Source organism: Candidatus Protochlamydia naegleriophila (assembly GCF_001499655.1).
Lineage (GTDB): Bacteria > Chlamydiota > Chlamydiia > Chlamydiales > Parachlamydiaceae > Protochlamydia > Protochlamydia naegleriophila.
In genome coordinates this window covers 1,506,450-1,522,605 of the sequence record NZ_LN879502.1, presented here as the reverse complement: position 1 = coordinate 1,522,605, position 16,156 = coordinate 1,506,450, and the positions used below count along the sequence as shown (strand labels likewise).

Here is a 16,156-nt window from a genome sequence, read left to right as displayed (position 1 = left end):
CCCTTCATATCTTTCTCTGATTTTCAACGAAAATAAGAGAAAGATAATCTATTGCTTAAAAAATTGCATTATCGGGATAGGTTCACTGTTTTATTTTCATGAATTGGACTAAAATTTAAACTTACTGAAATTTTTTGCAATGGTTGAAAAATAGGTAGTAATTTCAAATTATCATTATAATCACAAATAAAGATCTTGATCAATCCGACGTGGTTCTCAATTTTTTTCGAACACGAGCCACAGCGATTGATCATTTTTTTATTCCCTAAAAAACTCCACATCTCACCTACCTCAAGAACAACAACTTCGAAATTATCACTTTCAACTAATACCCTAGCGTTTAATTTCTCGGCTAGAACTTCGAAAGTCTGCTACATAAACTCAAGTAGCCATGGCATGCTTACATCAAAAATTCTACAAATACCCTCTAGAGATACCCTTATCTATAAGAGATCTTCGAATTCTTTTTTTGGAGCCTTGTGAAATAATTTTATTTTGAGGATCTTCGAGAAATTGCTTTAAACAAGAAAGACATTGAAATTTCTGTTTTCTTTGAGAAGTTGATTCATTTTTCGAGCTGTGAGTGATTGGCTGTAAGGACAGATATCTTCATAAATGCTCCTATGGTAGAGCTATATTTACTCGCCTAACGTCTTAAAATCAGTACCTATTTAGGACTACCGATTTTTGGGGTTTATCTAACAAATTTTCTTTGTAAATAAAGATATTTTATTTAGGATAGCTTTCTTTGTTATTTCTGCGTTATCAAACCTGGTGCTGTATAAATGAACTTAAGCCATTGATAAGATGTGATAAGCTTTATTGATTTCCAAAAATTTAAGATATTTTTTTCAATTTAGTTAGTAAATTAAAAGGATAAGTGTATGGTAGATAATATAGGGAGCAGAATTAAGGATGATTATCTTAGCACTAGCAACGAAGCTGAAAAAGTCTCTCCTACAAGTCGTCGCTTAATTGAAGGAGTTGAGCAAACGCAGGACATCGTTTCTCAAGATGGATTAATATCAGAGATTGGATTATCACTAGGAGATCGAATCGAATCTTCTGCTAGTAATAGTGAGGGAGCTTTAAAATCACGTGGTATATATCTTTTTGAGCAATATAGTGATGATGAAATAAATGATGTAATTTCTTGTAGTACTACAACAACTGAATTAAGTGAGGGGACAGAGCAGTCGCAAATTTCTTTCAAACAAGAAAATTCTTTTGACATCGCTAGCCTAATCAAGCAGATGGAGGCTAGTGTGAATGCTTCCATGAACGAAAAATTAAAGAAACAAAAGAAAAAAGACAAAGAGAAGCAAAAATTAATATATAAAGAAAATTTTGAATCCAAAAAGATATTAGAAGAATCGATTTTACAGCTCCGTAAAGATCTTAGTCAACAAGAAAATCGACACCAAGAATCGATTCTACAGCTCCGTGAAGATCTTAGTCAACAGCAAAATCAATATCAGCGATTAGAAACAAATTTTAATAAGTTAGAAAATCAAAATAAACAAATTCTCAATGAGAATACTGAGTTGAAAGATCGAAATGAAAAATTAGAGAGCCTAAAGCAATATTTAGAAAGCGAAAATCTGAAGCTAAGTAAAGATAACATTGAATTAAAAGAAAAAGTTGCTTCTGATGCTAACACAATAAGCAATTTGAATCTGGAGATTGTTGATAAAGATACTAAAATAGGTAATTTGAATAACGAAGTTGATAATCTAAGCCAACAGAATACAGCTCTAAATCAACAGAACACAGCTCTAAATCAACAGAACACAGCTCTAAGCCAACAGAATACAGCTCTAAGCCAACAGACTAGAACTGATGCTAACACAATAAGCAATTTGAACCTGGAGATTGTTGATAAAGATACCAGAATAGGTAATTTGAATAAGGAAGTTGATAATCTAAGCCAACAGAATACAGCTCTAAGCCAACAGAATACATCTCTAAGCCAACAGAATACATCTCTAAGCCAACAGAATACATCTCTAAGCCAACAGAATACATCTCTAAGCCAACAGAATACAGCTCTAAGCCAACAGACTAGAACTGATACTAACACAATAAGCAATTTGAATCTGGAGATTGTTAATAAAGATACCAGAATAGGTAATTTGAATAAGGAAGTTGATAATCTAAGCCAACGGAATACAGCTATAAGCCAACAGACTAGAACCGATGCGAGCACAATACATAATTTAACTTTGCAAGCTCTAACAGATGCTAGGACTATACTTGATTTTAATAATCGAATAATTGCTTTAGAGCAACAAAAATTAGAAGATACTGCGACAATCAATAATTTAACTACGCAGAATGCAAATTTAAACCGTCGACTAATTTCTGAAACTAACCGAGCAGACGTTTTAAACCGAAGAGTAGAAAATAGAGATGAAAGAATAGAAAATCTTACATCTGCTAATCAGGCTCTAATAGAACGCAACCGAAATACGAATCTTCTATTGAATATCGCTCTTGAAACGCAAGATTTAAATGTAGACCAAATACTACAAAGTTTTGGCCTTCAACAAGATGCATATATCAATCTTTCTCACAAAGACAAATTAGACAAAATTATAGATGCCTACAGCCTAAGAATTAATCAGGCTTTGAAAGAAAATGGTATTCCTTTTGATCAGTATCAGAACTTAACAAACGAGCAAAAAGTAGGTTTACTGACATCTAAAGTAAATTCAATGACGCAACCTTCATGGTTTTGGAGTTTATTCAATATTTTTGGACGAAGAAGATAAAAGATTAATTTTATTCTTTGCTAGAGTATATTGAAATGGCTTTGTTGAATAAATCAATTTAAAATTGTGGATATGAGTGAAAAAATTACAGATTATCAATAACTTAAGTTGATTTATTTAACACAGAGCCATAAATTTAATGATAAAATTTTTATATAGTTTTCAAATGGAGTCTATTAATGCGTAACAACTGTGCTATAGAAGCTAAGCGCTTTTATAATTCTGACTATACACAAATGAGTTATGAAGACTTCATGAAAAAATATCGAGATTCTGATGATAGGTCTTGTATTGATGCAAGGCGGTTTACAGAATTAGCTGTTCTCATTATCTCTTCTTTTTCTAAATCTTTTTCACAATTAAATGTAGCAATTCCTGCATTATGTGAATCAATAGCCTCTTCTAAAAGATATCGTAAATTTAAAAAAATGAATTCAGCTCATATAAAAGAGATGAAAAGAAAAGAAATCAAAAAGCGGCAAGCAATAAATGACGTGGTTTCTTGTAGTACTACAGCAACTGAATTAAGTGAATTTATAGAGCAGCCGCAAATTTCTTTTAAACAGGAAACTTCTTTTGACATCGCTAGCATAATGAAGCAGTTGCAGGCTAGTGTGAATGCTTCCATGAACGAAAAATTAAAGAAACAAAAGAAAAAAGACAAAGAGAAGCAAAAATTAATAGATAAAGAAAATTTTGAATCCAAAAAGATATTAGAAGAATCGATTCTACAGCTCCGTGAAGATCTTAGTCAACAGCAAAATCAATATCAGCGATTAAAAAAGGCAGAAACCGAGCGTCGTAGAGAGATGGATGAATTAAAAAGCGTGCAAGCCTATATTCGTATAGAGCAAACTGAGCGTCGTAGAGAGATGGATGAATTAGAAAACGCACAAGCCGAGCGTCGTAGAGAGATGAATGAATTAGAAAACGCACGAGCAAAAAATAGCATAGGCATTAGGCAATTAGAAACAAACGTCCATGAATTAGAAACAAACATTGTTCAATTAGAAACAAACGTGCATAAATTAAAAAGCGCACAGGGTGAATTAAAAAATGCACAGAATGAATTAGAAAACGCACAAGCCGAGCGTCATAGAGAGATGGATGAATTAGAAAACGCACAAGCAAAAAATAGAATAGGCATTAGGCGATTAGAAACAAACGTCCATGAATTAGAAACAAACATTGTTCAATTAGAAACAAAAGTGCATAAATTAAAAAGCGCACAGGATGAATTAAAAAGCGCACAGGATGAATTAGAAAGCGCACAAGCAAAAAATAGCATAGGCATTAGGCAATTAGAAACAAACGTCCATGAATTAGAAACAAACATTGTTCAATTAGAAACAAACGTGCATAAATTAGAAAACGCACAGAATAAATTAAAAAGCGCGCAAGCAAAAAATAGCATAGGTATTAGGCAATTAGAAAAAGCACAAGCCGAGCGTAGCCTAGCGATTAGGCAATTACAAGCAAACATCAGTAAATTAGAAAGCACACAACCCGATAGCCCTATAAAGATTAATCAATTAGGGGCAGATATCAGATTTATAGAAGAGCAAGTTTTTGTAGAAGCAGAAGAAAATATTGGAGTAGTTGAAAGAGCAAAAAGAGCTCTTCTGCTTAAAGTAGAAGAAAGTGATGACACAGAGCGGGAACAAGTAAACGAAGAAGTGATTGTAACAGACATTCAAGTAGAAAACCTTGAAGTAAAACAAGAAATTTCTGTTAGACAAGAACCTTTTGTATCTGAACAACATTATCCTTTACATGTGCCAATAGAAGCAACTAGGGAATCAATATCCATTCTCCAGTATCTATTCAAAATGTTTTCTCGGTTCCCCTTTAAAAGTATAAATAACCTATTCAACAGGTTAATTAATTTAAAAAAATAGAGATATGGCTAGTTGCGATTGTGCGCAGTAACTTATAAAATCAAAAACTGTTAGCTTGAAAGATCGCGTTTATTTCGGAAATATCTTCAAAGAGTTTCTTAAAGGAACTCATCGATTAAATGAGGTTTGGAGCCTTGCTTTTATGTCTGATAGGGTTCCAAACGGAAAGAAAATCAGATTGCTCAATATTGTCGATGAATTTACCAGGGAAAGTTTAAAAATGGTTGTCGACACATCTCTTTTTGGATTAAGGATAGCCAGAGAATTGGAAGAATTAATTAAAAACAGAGGATGCCCTAGACAAATCATAAGTGATAATAGAACAGAATTCACAAGCATGGCTGTGTTAAAATAGTCAGAGAAAGCATGTGTTGAATGGCATTATATAGAACCCGGTAAACCAATCCAAAATCAAACGATAGAAAGTTTTAATGGTAAAGTGAGAGATGAATTTTTAAATCAACACTGGTTTACTAGTTTGCAAGAAGCTCAAAATTTAGCAAAAGAATGGAGGTAAGACTATAATAATTGGCACCCTCATAGTGCACTACTATATAGTCTTTCACCTGAAAAGTTTAGAAAGGCTTATGATCTAAAAACAATCAATGCATAGATAGTGCGATTTTCTACTTTCTATTGGACCTTTTTTTAAGAGGCAATCTCAATTCTCTATGAGACTGTAAATAATCCAGTCTCATGAACATTTTTAAATTCGTTTGAGATAAGGATTGTCATGACTTTGTATTTTCGTTCCCTCTACTTGATCTTATGCTGCTGTTCGATGCTTCATGCACAAGAAAGCTGGTCTAATCTAGAACATTTATTCAATAGAATAGAGCCGCCGGAGCGTTTGATCAAGCACGGACATGACAAGCCAAACCAGGAGATCAGGAAATATTATCAAAAGTTGTGAATTTTAGGATAAGGTGAGCGTAACATCAATTAAGTTTTGACTACCAATCAAAAATTTCAAAAGAGGAACGCTCATGAAAGAGATTCTCATTTTAGAAGATAAAAATCGATCATCAATTGCATTTAAAAATTCTCTAGAAGAACTATTAAGAGAAGGGACTAGAAGGCTTCTTGAGCAAGCAATAGAGAATGAAATTCAACGCTATATCGAATAATTTAAACGACTTAAGACAGAATAAAATAGAAGTGTGGTTACCTGTAACGGTTATCTACCAGAGGACAAGTATTGGAAGCGATTAAAAGGTCATGAATTGATTAGAAAAATAGTTGAAGGAGTGCAATTTAAAGACGGAGAAGAAGTCAAAGACCAATAGCAAATACCATAGAAAATCAAACAAATTGGGGAACGCTCATACACAACTTTTGACAATATCTCTAGCTATACTTCCTCTTTGAATAATGGGTTTGTTATACTCAGCTCAATTTCGAATGCGATAAGTCCGTCCAGTTTGCACGGGTAGTCTTTGCGTTCTATAGTGAGAAGCACCCTACTCCATGCTTTTTTTATTCGCATACTATTTCAAATTTGACGTGAGAGATATTTCGCAACAAGGCTATTGACTTTGATAAGGCTTGTGTTTTAATCTTTTTGATGAGTAATCATGTAGTGATTAAAAAATTTAAAGTTATGAGAATTTCCAGTATTTTTCATAAAAAAATTTGAAATCTCATGAAGATTTAATGCAATCAATGATTATAACAAAAATTTGAAGTCAATATTTTTTTTGACAAATAAAAAATATAACAGGAAGTGTAATTATGAAATTCAATTTAGTAGATAATTTAACGAACTATGGTTTATTAGGTTTAGCTGGATATACTGTTTTTCAATCTAAGATGGCACCTATAGCCTTTTTTAAGGCTGGAGCTACTCAGGTTTCAGTCATGCTCGCAATAGTGTATGTTTCAAAAAAAATATTCGATTCTTTCGGATACGAATTTTCTCAAGCTAAAGATTGGGATAGTATCGTGGCAATTGGATATGTAAGTTCTTATGTGGTGACAGGAATAGCGATAGCTCATTTTGGATGGAGTCCATCATTAGAATCTGGAGGAATGCTTTTAGTCTTCAATAATTTAGCTGCTGCAAATCTTATGAATTGGTTTACTCATGCCATAAAAGCCTTTTATCCGATCAGTAATACTCATCAGAGCATTTAGTTTTGATTTCCTTAAGCTAGGCGTAAAAATTAGCAATTTCCCATGAGAAATGTTGTCAAAAATTGTGTGTCAGCATTTCTTTTTTGAAATTTTTGATTGATACTCAAAGCTTGGGTAGTCCTAAACATGTAATGCTGAATATTTGATTTGACTTTGATGTGCTGAATGCGGTTTTCTTTTTTTAAATCTAGAGGAAAACCAATGACAATCACATGTCGATCTTGCAATGCTCTCGTGATTAAGAAAAATTGTCATATCCATAATGGAAAACAGAATCATCAATGTCTGTTTTGTGGAAGACAATTTCTTCTGAATCCAGAAAAGAAATCTATACCTGAAGAAGAACGAGCTAAAATCCGTCAAGCGCTGCTTGAAAGAGTTTCTCTTGAAGGTATTTGCAGGATTTTTAATGTTAGTATGCCATGGTTACTAAAGTTCATAGATGAAATTATTCATGAACTTCCCGAAAATTTGAATGCTAATGTGATTGAAAATGAAGAGCTTGAAGTTGCTACGTTTGAACTGGATGAGCAATGGAGTGTTGTTGGGAAAAAGAAAAACCGTCAGTGGTTATGGCTAGTTTTTGATAGCCCCACAAGGCAAGTTTTAGCCATGCATGTAGAAAAACTAGATAAAGCTAATGCAGAATGTCTATTAGCAAAACTTTCAAACGATTTTAAAAAAAAGCCATCTTTTATACAGATAAGTTCTCTGTTTATTATGAAACCATTCCATGGCTTCAACATAGACCACTTGGAAAAGAATCAGGTAAAACAAGCTACATTGAAAGATATTAATAATACCCTCAGATAAAGAAGCTCTCGACTAGTGAGAAAGACACTTTCTTTTTCGAAAAAATTAGCAAATCATATAGCTATGCTAAAATATTTTATTTGTGACTACAATCAAAAGCGAGCATTACATCTTTAGGACTACCGAATTTCCAGTATTTTTGATGAAAAAATTGGAAAGCTCATTAAGATTTGCTGCACTCAATGCCAATCACAAACAGTTGGTAAAAATGGTTCAATTCATTCAGGTAAACAAAAATACAAATGCCTTGCTTGTCATAAAGAATTTGTCGAAGAGCCTCAAAATAAGATTATCTGAGATGATATTAAAGAATTGATCATGAACTATTTTTCATGGAAGAAAATCATGCGTTAAATCCATCTAGGAACAACCTGCACACAATAAATAGAATAGGCTTTTTAAAATCTCTATCCTACAATAAAATGAGGCAAATCTCGAGACTTGTTTCACTTTTACCAGAATGGGTTCGATTAAAGCCTACTATTTGTATGTAAGATTATCAGGATAAAATTTTTAAATTTGAAATTCCTTGTTTAAAATGCACAGTAATATTAAAAACTAGACTTTTGAGACACTCTCTTAGGACTAATTGGCTGTCTTGAATAAATGCTCTTAAGTTGTCGATGATCTATAACAAATTTTATTGATTTTCAATCACTTAAGATGATTTAGTCGTAGCTTGACTAAGTAAAATAAATTCTTTAAAAGATTAAAAAATGATTTTCCCGATTATATAGATTTATTGTATGTAACTAAATAAGTTTATTAAAAAATATGGTTTGTTAATGATTTTATTAAATAATAATAGTGTTTTTTATCTAGTTAATAATTCTCAAAGGGTAACAAAAGAAGAGCTCATAGATTTATCTAGTTTACCGCATGACATGTTCACGATATGCTTTTCTTATTTACAAGAAAAAGATTTAAGAAATGTCAAATTAGCTTGTAGATCTTTCTATATTCTTGCCCAAGATCCTAATTTACCAGTTTATAGATGGATCTTTGCTTCTGAGACTATTCATCGAAGAGAGAAGGCTAAGACAAACCCTCTCATTATTTATGATCAGGAAAAGCCTTTTATTTTGTCTAAACATTATGTAGCAGTGATGAGAATATATGCTCAATCCAACCATTTATCTAAAGCGAAAGATTGCATCATAGAAGAGCAAAAAACTCCTTCAAAGATGAAGAAATTATTGGCAAAGACAGAAACATTGTGGGCTAAATTTTCTTTTTTAAAAAAGAAAAGCAAAGAAACGGAGCCAGTCACTCAAATAGAAGTAGAGCAACTATCACCGGTTAAAGAACGTTTTGTTGAGCACTTACTCTTAGCTTTAGACAAAACATATTTTTCTGCTAGTGATAATGAAAAAAAATCTGTATGTGATAAAGTCAAGGAAACATGCATAGAGGGATTTAGCAAACATCTAGATTGGATTGAACCAGATATTATCTTTTGTGAAAATTTTTCTAAATTGCTAGAGAAAGTCGGTCTTGTTTACGAGGAATTTTATGCAGATGTTCGCTTAAGAAACTTGAATGTTTCGGCGGAATTAATGGGATTTTCCAGAAAACAATGAGAGAAGCAATTTTTTCGGCATCCTCTTTTTGTCAAGGGAAATCACAATTCTAGACATTTTATACTTCTTAGTAAGCGATAAATGTCTAGAATTTAAATCCGATTGATTAAAGGTGAACGAGGCCTGCACTAGCACTAAATCCTACTCCAAATGAGATGATTAAACCTGTTAAAAGACCGGCTAAAGATGAAGTTGTATGTTTTCTACTTTCCAGGTAATCAGAAAGCATAAAACCGATTGAGCAAGAAGAAAGATTTCCATACTCTTTTAAAATTTCATATGACCACTTCGTTTGATCAGAATTCTGGTCGACAGCAATTGTTCGACAGATTGCGTCTAATATTTTTTTACTTCCCGTATGGATGAAGAACATCTGAGCATCATTGGGGCTAGAAATTTCCCGTTTGTTTTGAATCAGAGAGGCCAAAACTTTCTTGCTATAGGCAGCTCCTTTAGAAGGAACTTTTTCATTCATATAGTAGTGAGGAAAATTGGGAATGGTTGGTTGTAAGATGCCCCCTTCGTTCAAAGTCAATAATTCCGCATCAAACGCTTCGATGTTAGTTAAATGGGCAATGCTAGAAAATCCAGAATGATTTTGATACCCTTGATTATCTAATAGCATGGCAAATGCACCATCTCCAAATAAGAAAAATGAAATGACTTCCATGGTCTCTTGCAATTTGATATTAGCGTCGGGTAGTTTTTTTAATTCATGCAATCCATAATAAGGTTTTTTGGGGATGGAATGAATATAACCCGTATGGGATTCAGATCCAACAATCATCACTGTTTTATCTGGATTTGCTACTAAATAACATGAAGCTAGCTCTATCGCTTTTAATAAGACGGCACACCCTTGGTTTTGCATATTGATAATATTGATGTCGTGTGGAATTAAATCGCCTAACTCACTGACAATTTCAAAAGCCATGCAAGGTAGAGGGCGATTAGCCGTATTCGTAATCGCAATCAAAAGACCCAAATCTTTGGAGCCTTGCTTAGATTTTTCTAAACATTTTAGTATTGCTTTAGTTGCCATTGAGGTTGTTGAATCTATTAATTGCCTTTCTATTTTACCTGATAGATAATCGGGAAAGTTTTTGATGATTGAGTATCGATTCAAAACTCCTAAACGATTTAAGGTCATTTGTAATTCTTCTGACAAACAATCTTTAAACTTGTCTATTAATTCATCCGTAGATGTCTTACATTCCGGTATAAATGTCGCAATTGAGGAAATATTGGTATGATGAATTGATTCGCTCATAATTACTCCTATAAAATGATGATTTATATACCTTGGGCTAATTCTTAATAATTATTCTTCGAATGTTTGACTTGACTCGATGAATTCTTTTAGACTTTTTTCTTGCATTTGTACAAATGCGTCATATAAATTGTTGGGAGCGCATTCTATATCTATGGCATTCACTTTTAAGGCGCGCTCCGTGTCATGATAATCTTCATAGGCCTGGCGTTCTTGAAATTCTATTTCTTCAATGATTTTTCTTAAATTTGCCTCATATTCTTTACTCATGGGTGAAATGTTCTGAGCAGCATTTGATGTCACTTGATAGTGATGAGACTTTTCATAAGTATGGTTTTGAATGGTTTGATTTTGAATATTGTTAATCTCTTCTTGCCTTTGAATGAAATTTGTTAATCGATCATCTTGTTTGGCTTTGTTGAGAATGCGTTTGTGGAAGAGTACTTTAACGGCCACTTGTGCACCAACGACTTGAATATGAGACTTTTCGACCGCCATAATTTTTAAGGTTGGATTTAGCTGTTTGCTAAATACGACAAAAGTGCCTCCTATCAAGCGACCCAAAATAATAATTGTTATAGGTCCCTCATGTTCTACAATTGCTCGAGCAATTTGAGCGCCTGAGCTAAGCTGATGATTTTCCATAGATAATGGATCGCTGTTGAAGCCTGATAAATTACCTATAATCAATACTGGCATACGGCGATTAGCTTTATAAATCGCTTTTGCAACTAAAAGAGAATCGGCCGGAGTAAGAGGGCCAAGAGGTGGAAAAATTACCATTGTTGGTTGTGAACCAATTAACATCTCTTGAACAATCGTATTAGGATCTTGACTCATCAAACCGGATCGACACGTTTTACTCTCGTTACATGATGCTTTTTGATATCCTACGGCATCTTTCCACAAAACTAGGGCAGGGGGCGATCCTGGTGTTTGGAGTGCTTCTAATAGTAATTCTCTTTTGACAATTGCGCCTTTTTGAATATTTTGAATTTCTTTCGATATTAAATCGATATTAACTGTGCCACTATTCTTTGATATATTGATAGGGCGAGAAGTGGCAATTTTATCTCCTTTTCTTAAGGCAGAATAGTAATGATGTAACAAAAGAATCTCGCATGCTTCCTGAATATTAGAAGCTAAACACATGGCTTCGCCGTTTGGTCCGAAAACGTTTGAATACCCACCTAAACATTTTAATCCATCAGGATAGATTTTTTTTGCGGCTTGTTGAATATCAAGACTGTGCAAATGAGATTGTAAAGCAGCGACTAAGGCGCGATAACCAGTTAAAATCATACTGCTTTTAGAAGTCATAATTAAAATACCTCGCGTATCTGGAAGAATTGCCGCTAGTGCATTCCAATAAGCCTGAGCTCCAGTACTGACTGAATCGACGATAATGTTGATAATCACTCCCTTACTATGTGCATATCGTATGATAGCTCTAGCCGTAGATGCGCTGGCATCTAAGTTTTCGACTCCTCTTTCTTGAGATATTTCAACTCCAAACGAGGTGGCAAACCAATCGATTGGGATATTCTCTTTATGCGCATAACGGATCGCAGCATTAATATACGCGCATTCATTTGCCGATATCGTTCCTTTGCCTTTATGGGTGAGATCTCCAATGATTAAAAGTCTCTTAACTGGAAATCCCGTATTTAAATCATCGATTTTAATCCCAACGACAACGCCTACTCGATTCTGTCCCCAAGATCGGAGTTGACCATATTCATTTTTAGCAGGAATCAGCTCTCCCTTATTATGATTGATTAGTCCTGTAAGAGAATTGGTTTGGATTGTTTTAGGATCTAAATCTAATTCGACAAATGAACTGGAAACTTTGTGTTCTATTCGATTTACTTTCAACGGGTAGGTAGATCTAAATTTAGTAGCGCATCTTTCAATTAATTCGGGGATGCGATAAGCCCATATCAGAGAATTATCTTGAGCTTTTTTTTCGTGATTAAAAATACAATCAAGCGATTGAATAAAATTCTTAGAATTAGTCTCCAACATTTGGTTTAAAAATGTTTGGCTATTTTCCCTAAGGTTTGGAGCAGACTTATAAAAATAGTAAAGTGCAGCTATCTCTGATGGGCTTTTTTTGAGGTTATCTGCAGCTTTTTTTTTAACTTGTAAAGGTAGTAGATTAATTTCATCTAACAATCTTTCAATTTCATTTTGGATCAACAAGCTAATTTTGCTATTTTCGGAAACTTTTGAACTGATGTATAGTTTCAAATGGTAATTCAATTTTTTGAATGGATGCTTTAAAAAACTAATACTGCTGAAGTTGAGTAATTTTTTTGCTTTCTTATCTTTTATATCTATAAAGATTTCCGATTCAAAGACATGGATGTCAACTTGAATTTCTGCATAAGAATCTTTAAAAAAGCAAACACTTTGATCACTATTATTCAATATCGATTTGGATAAGTCGGTAGAATGAATGAGAAGCAATCGATTGTCGTGATGCTGGCGGTAGAGCTTTAAAGAAGGTGATTTTTTTTTGTTAATCGTTAATTCATAAAGAGTGGAGATAGGTTGTTTATCTTGAAAAGATAAAGTGACTTCTCTCAAAAAAAGAATTAGATAAGATTGATCTTTTTTTAAGCAAATGAATTCTTTAAATAGATCGCCTTCAATATTAATAAATTTGTTTGATTTTAAGTTGATTATTTGTTTGTGTTCTTCTTTATTTAATTCTAACCACTTATAAATTATGTGATTTTCAGATAAATATTCAATAAAATGTTTTTTAGATGACTCTTTTTTGATCTCACATTGTTTTGCTTTTAGATTCATAATATTAACCGTTGTTAATTGCTTTCTTTTGAAATTAGTGTGCATCTTGCGCACTAAAGCTGATTGCAATTACTGAGCCAAGATGAGGAATTGGAATGGTCCTCTGGTTGAAATTGCACCTTAGGTTAAGATTAACATGAGTATGTTTAAGGTCTTAGAAGAAATCATTGACTTATACAGAAATGGTCAGAGCAGCCTCTTGTAGATGCTGTGTTGAAAAAGTTACTCCTAAGAGTTGAGAGAAAGGCTGAAAAAAAAGAAACTCCTTGTCTCTTCGCCAAGAGAAAACAAAGGAGTTTCCGATGCGCGAACGCAATTGGTCTTATTATAACAAATAGTTGGTTCAAAGGAGAAGTTTAACTTTTCTAATCGATTCAAAAATATTTAAATCTTTAAACACTCCTGCTAAAAAGAAGCAAAAAGGAAGGCCTGTTGAATTCTCTCATTCCTTAATTTTGCTGCTTATGATGGTCAAGATTAACTATAGACTACCTTATCTTTACTACTCTCTAGATCTAGAAATTGTGATTTTGCTTTTTCAGATTACTTTAGATTAAATTTCATCACCATTTCGCTTTTAGTTCTTCTATCGTTTTGTATATACAATTTGTATTAGGAGGGTTGATAATCCATTTTGCTTCCCCGATAAATAATACCTTTTTATCTATAGATTCCGATAGTATGTCCCATTCAAGGTTACTTTTATGCCCGTATCGATTTGCAGTACCGAAGATTAATTCATGTTCGAATTGTTGGGATAGAATGGAGGGAGCCAATCGACATAAGTCTTCCCAACAGAGAGAAAATATTCTCTGAATAGAATCGTGGAGGTATTTAATAGATTGGCTATCATTAGCTTTAGTAATAAAGCTTCTTTGAGAAGCTACTAATTCGAACCAAAAACGCATAAAAGGATCACTAATCTTATAGAGTGTACGTTTAGAATTGTATTCTTCGGCACTGAAAGGAATTTCGCGTTCAATAAGATCTAGCTCTATAAGTGGTTGTATTGAACGATTTAAAGACGTAGCTTGCTGGCCGACTTTTCTTGGAATTTCAGAAAGCCGATGAGCTCCTAATCCAATCGCATCTAAAATACGTTTTAATGAGGTTGCAGGTGATTAGGCTCATCATTTAATGCTCCTAGTGCATCTAGAACAAGATGATTAACTTGTTCGAGAAAACTTTCTTTTTGATTCGCTGCTAATTCCCAATAGCGAGGGACTCCTTCTCATACAGAGTAAGCTTCAACAATATCTCTAGAATTTTGGATGCCTAAAGCTTCTTGCATGTACCCAATAGGAATTGGACCTCATTTAATAATCTCCTTAGCTCTTCCGAATAAAGGTGCTGAAGCATCTAATATAGCGCCTTGCATCATCCGTTGACTTGACCCACTCAAAGCAATTATCATCTTAGATTTCTTGGCGTCATGATCAATAAATCGCTGTAAAATACTAGCGATTTCCTGAGAGGTAGGAGTTCATCAATTATTAGTAGACTTCTCCAGCGAATATAAGAAGCATCAATTGCTAATCTCGTAAATAAAGAGTTCCAATCATTGTATTCGACAGAGGCAAAATTAGGCAAAACTTCTTGCAGAGCTAATGCAAAGTATTTTCTTTGCAATATAGCTGAAGATTCATCTGCCATATATCGTATAATCAGATAAATTATCAAAGGCTTAGCTAAAGAAAACTTGAATTAGTTAAAATTGTACTTTCTTGTAAGCAATCGAATAAAAGTTTCTAGATAATTTCTATTTCGAAAGCTATATTCAAGATTTTTTTGCGAGTCGAAATGTTTGTCTGATCTCTTCGTTCTCATTTTCATTCGTACCGTTATTGATCATAATGAATCCGGGATTCATAAAGAAATTGAGTGAATTGTTGGTTTCATATAGCTCAAAAGGTTCTAATTTTTGAACATAGTTTGTTTTGCTAAAAGCCAAAGAATTATTTCTTCCATAACCAAGTAAAATACCTAGCAAGGTCATGTTATGGCGAGTCACATATTCTTTATCTTTAGGATAGCAAAGCTCGGTAGTACTAAAAATGTAATGCTGAATAGATTTCTTTTGACTTTTTGATGTCTCTTGTATTTTAATATTTGGTAGTCCTAAACAGGTAGTGATTTAAAATTATCATTATAATCGCAAATAAACATCTTGATCAATCCGACGTGGTTCTCAATTTTTTTCGAAAATAATAGGGTTTTTCGAACTAGTCTTGCACATCGCTGTAGGATGGTGCAGTTAAATCTTTCAATGTAACTTGTCTACCCAGACTCTTTCCTTACAGGAGAATGCTTGGTAAATGGAATAGCTTCGTAGTAAACTGAGAACCTATTTGTACAAAGCTAGGCTTTTTTTAGGTCTTTAGGGAGTTTATTCATCAATGCCTCTTCAGAAGCTTTATTTCTTTTTCCAACGTGAAATGCCAAAATTTGTCTGGTTCTTCTATGCATCACGAGCCACAGCCATTGATCATTTGTTTTATTCCCTACAAAACTCCACATCTCATCTACCTCAAGAATAACAGCTTCGAAAGTGTGCTGCATAAACTCAAGTAGCCATGGCATGCTTACATCAAAAATTCTACAAATACCATCTAGAGATACCCTTATCTATAAGAGATCTTCAAATTCTCTCTTTGGAGTCTTGTGAAATAATTTTATTTTGAGGATCTTCGACAAATTGCTTTAAACAAGAAGGACATTGAAATTTCTGTTTTCTTTGAGAAGTTGATCCATTTTTCGAGCTGTGAGTGATTGGCAGTGAGGGCAGATAATCTTCATAAATGCTCCGATCGTAGAGCTATATTTTACGCGCCTAACGTCTTAAAATCACTACCTGTTTAGGACTAACTATTTAGCACT

10 protein-coding genes and 4 pseudogenes are annotated in these 16,156 nt (G+C 33.6%); 10 read left to right on the top strand and 4 right to left on the bottom strand.

What is annotated here, in order from left to right:
• The first annotated feature begins 884 nt into the window (after positions 1-884).
• The 10 genes and pseudogenes from PNK_RS13405 to PNK_RS06280 all read left to right on the top strand — a co-directional run bounded on the left by PNK_RS13405 (position 885) and on the right by PNK_RS06280 (position 9,195).
• Positions 885-2,771, top strand: coding sequence for a hypothetical protein (locus PNK_RS13405; protein WP_059061020.1), 1,887 nt, complete (start codon positions 885-887; stop codon positions 2,769-2,771).
• 179 nt (positions 2,772-2,950) lie between these two features.
• Positions 2,951-4,669 carry a coiled-coil domain-containing protein gene (locus tag PNK_RS06305; protein WP_059061019.1) on the top strand — a complete coding sequence of 573 codons (1,719 nt, stop codon included), beginning with the start codon at positions 2,951-2,953 and terminating at the stop codon, positions 4,667-4,669.
• Between the two features lie 55 nt (positions 4,670-4,724).
• On the top strand, positions 4,725-5,024 hold the full coding sequence (locus PNK_RS06300) for a DDE-type integrase/transposase/recombinase (RefSeq protein WP_059061017.1): 300 nt from the start codon (positions 4,725-4,727) through the stop codon (positions 5,022-5,024).
• 24 nt (positions 5,025-5,048) lie between these two features.
• Positions 5,049-5,186, top strand: a pseudogene (locus PNK_RS14010) (integrase core domain-containing protein); the annotation flags it as partial.
• Between the two features lie 216 nt (positions 5,187-5,402).
• A complete protein-coding gene (locus tag PNK_RS06295; RefSeq protein ID WP_059061015.1) occupies positions 5,403-5,582 on the top strand; it encodes a hypothetical protein in 180 nt (59 codons plus the stop codon).
• Between the two features lie 73 nt (positions 5,583-5,655).
• Positions 5,656-5,817, top strand: a pseudogene (locus PNK_RS13400) (IS256 family transposase); the annotation flags it as partial.
• 583 nt (positions 5,818-6,400) lie between these two features.
• Positions 6,401-6,802, top strand: coding sequence for a hypothetical protein (locus tag PNK_RS06290; RefSeq protein ID WP_059061013.1), 402 nt, complete (start codon positions 6,401-6,403; stop codon positions 6,800-6,802).
• Between the two features lie 201 nt (positions 6,803-7,003).
• Positions 7,004-7,732, top strand: a pseudogene (locus PNK_RS06285) (IS1 family transposase).
• A gap of 9 nt (positions 7,733-7,741) precedes the next feature.
• The gene (locus PNK_RS14005; RefSeq protein ID WP_420885361.1) at positions 7,742-7,912 is read left to right on the top strand and encodes an IS1/IS1595 family N-terminal zinc-binding domain-containing protein; all 171 of its coding nucleotides are present in this window, start codon (positions 7,742-7,744) and stop codon (positions 7,910-7,912) included.
• A gap of 488 nt (positions 7,913-8,400) precedes the next feature.
• Complete coding sequence (locus PNK_RS06280; protein WP_059061009.1) at positions 8,401-9,195, top strand: F-box protein; 795 nt, start codon at positions 8,401-8,403, stop codon at positions 9,193-9,195.
• A 106-nt stretch (positions 9,196-9,301) separates the two neighbouring features.
• Here PNK_RS06280 and PNK_RS06275 read toward each other — a convergent pair whose 3' ends face one another.
• The 4 genes and pseudogenes from PNK_RS06275 to PNK_RS13080 all read right to left on the bottom strand — a co-directional run bounded on the left by PNK_RS06275 (position 9,302) and on the right by PNK_RS13080 (position 16,069).
• Complete coding sequence (locus tag PNK_RS06275; RefSeq protein ID WP_059061007.1) at positions 9,302-10,465, bottom strand: 3-oxoacyl-[acyl-carrier-protein] synthase III C-terminal domain-containing protein; 1,164 nt, start codon at positions 10,463-10,465, stop codon at positions 9,302-9,304.
• 51 nt (positions 10,466-10,516) lie between these two features.
• Positions 10,517-13,279: a carboxyl transferase domain-containing protein gene (locus PNK_RS06270; RefSeq protein ID WP_059061005.1), complete on the bottom strand. Its 2,763-nt coding sequence runs from the start codon at positions 13,277-13,279 to the stop codon at positions 10,517-10,519.
• A gap of 563 nt (positions 13,280-13,842) precedes the next feature.
• Positions 13,843-14,187: a DUF234 domain-containing protein gene (locus tag PNK_RS14000; RefSeq protein ID WP_059061003.1), complete on the bottom strand. Its 345-nt coding sequence runs from the start codon at positions 14,185-14,187 to the stop codon at positions 13,843-13,845.
• 1,210 nt (positions 14,188-15,397) lie between these two features.
• Positions 15,398-16,069: pseudogene (locus PNK_RS13080) on the bottom strand (IS1 family transposase).
• Between the last annotated feature and the right edge of the window lie 87 nt (positions 16,070-16,156).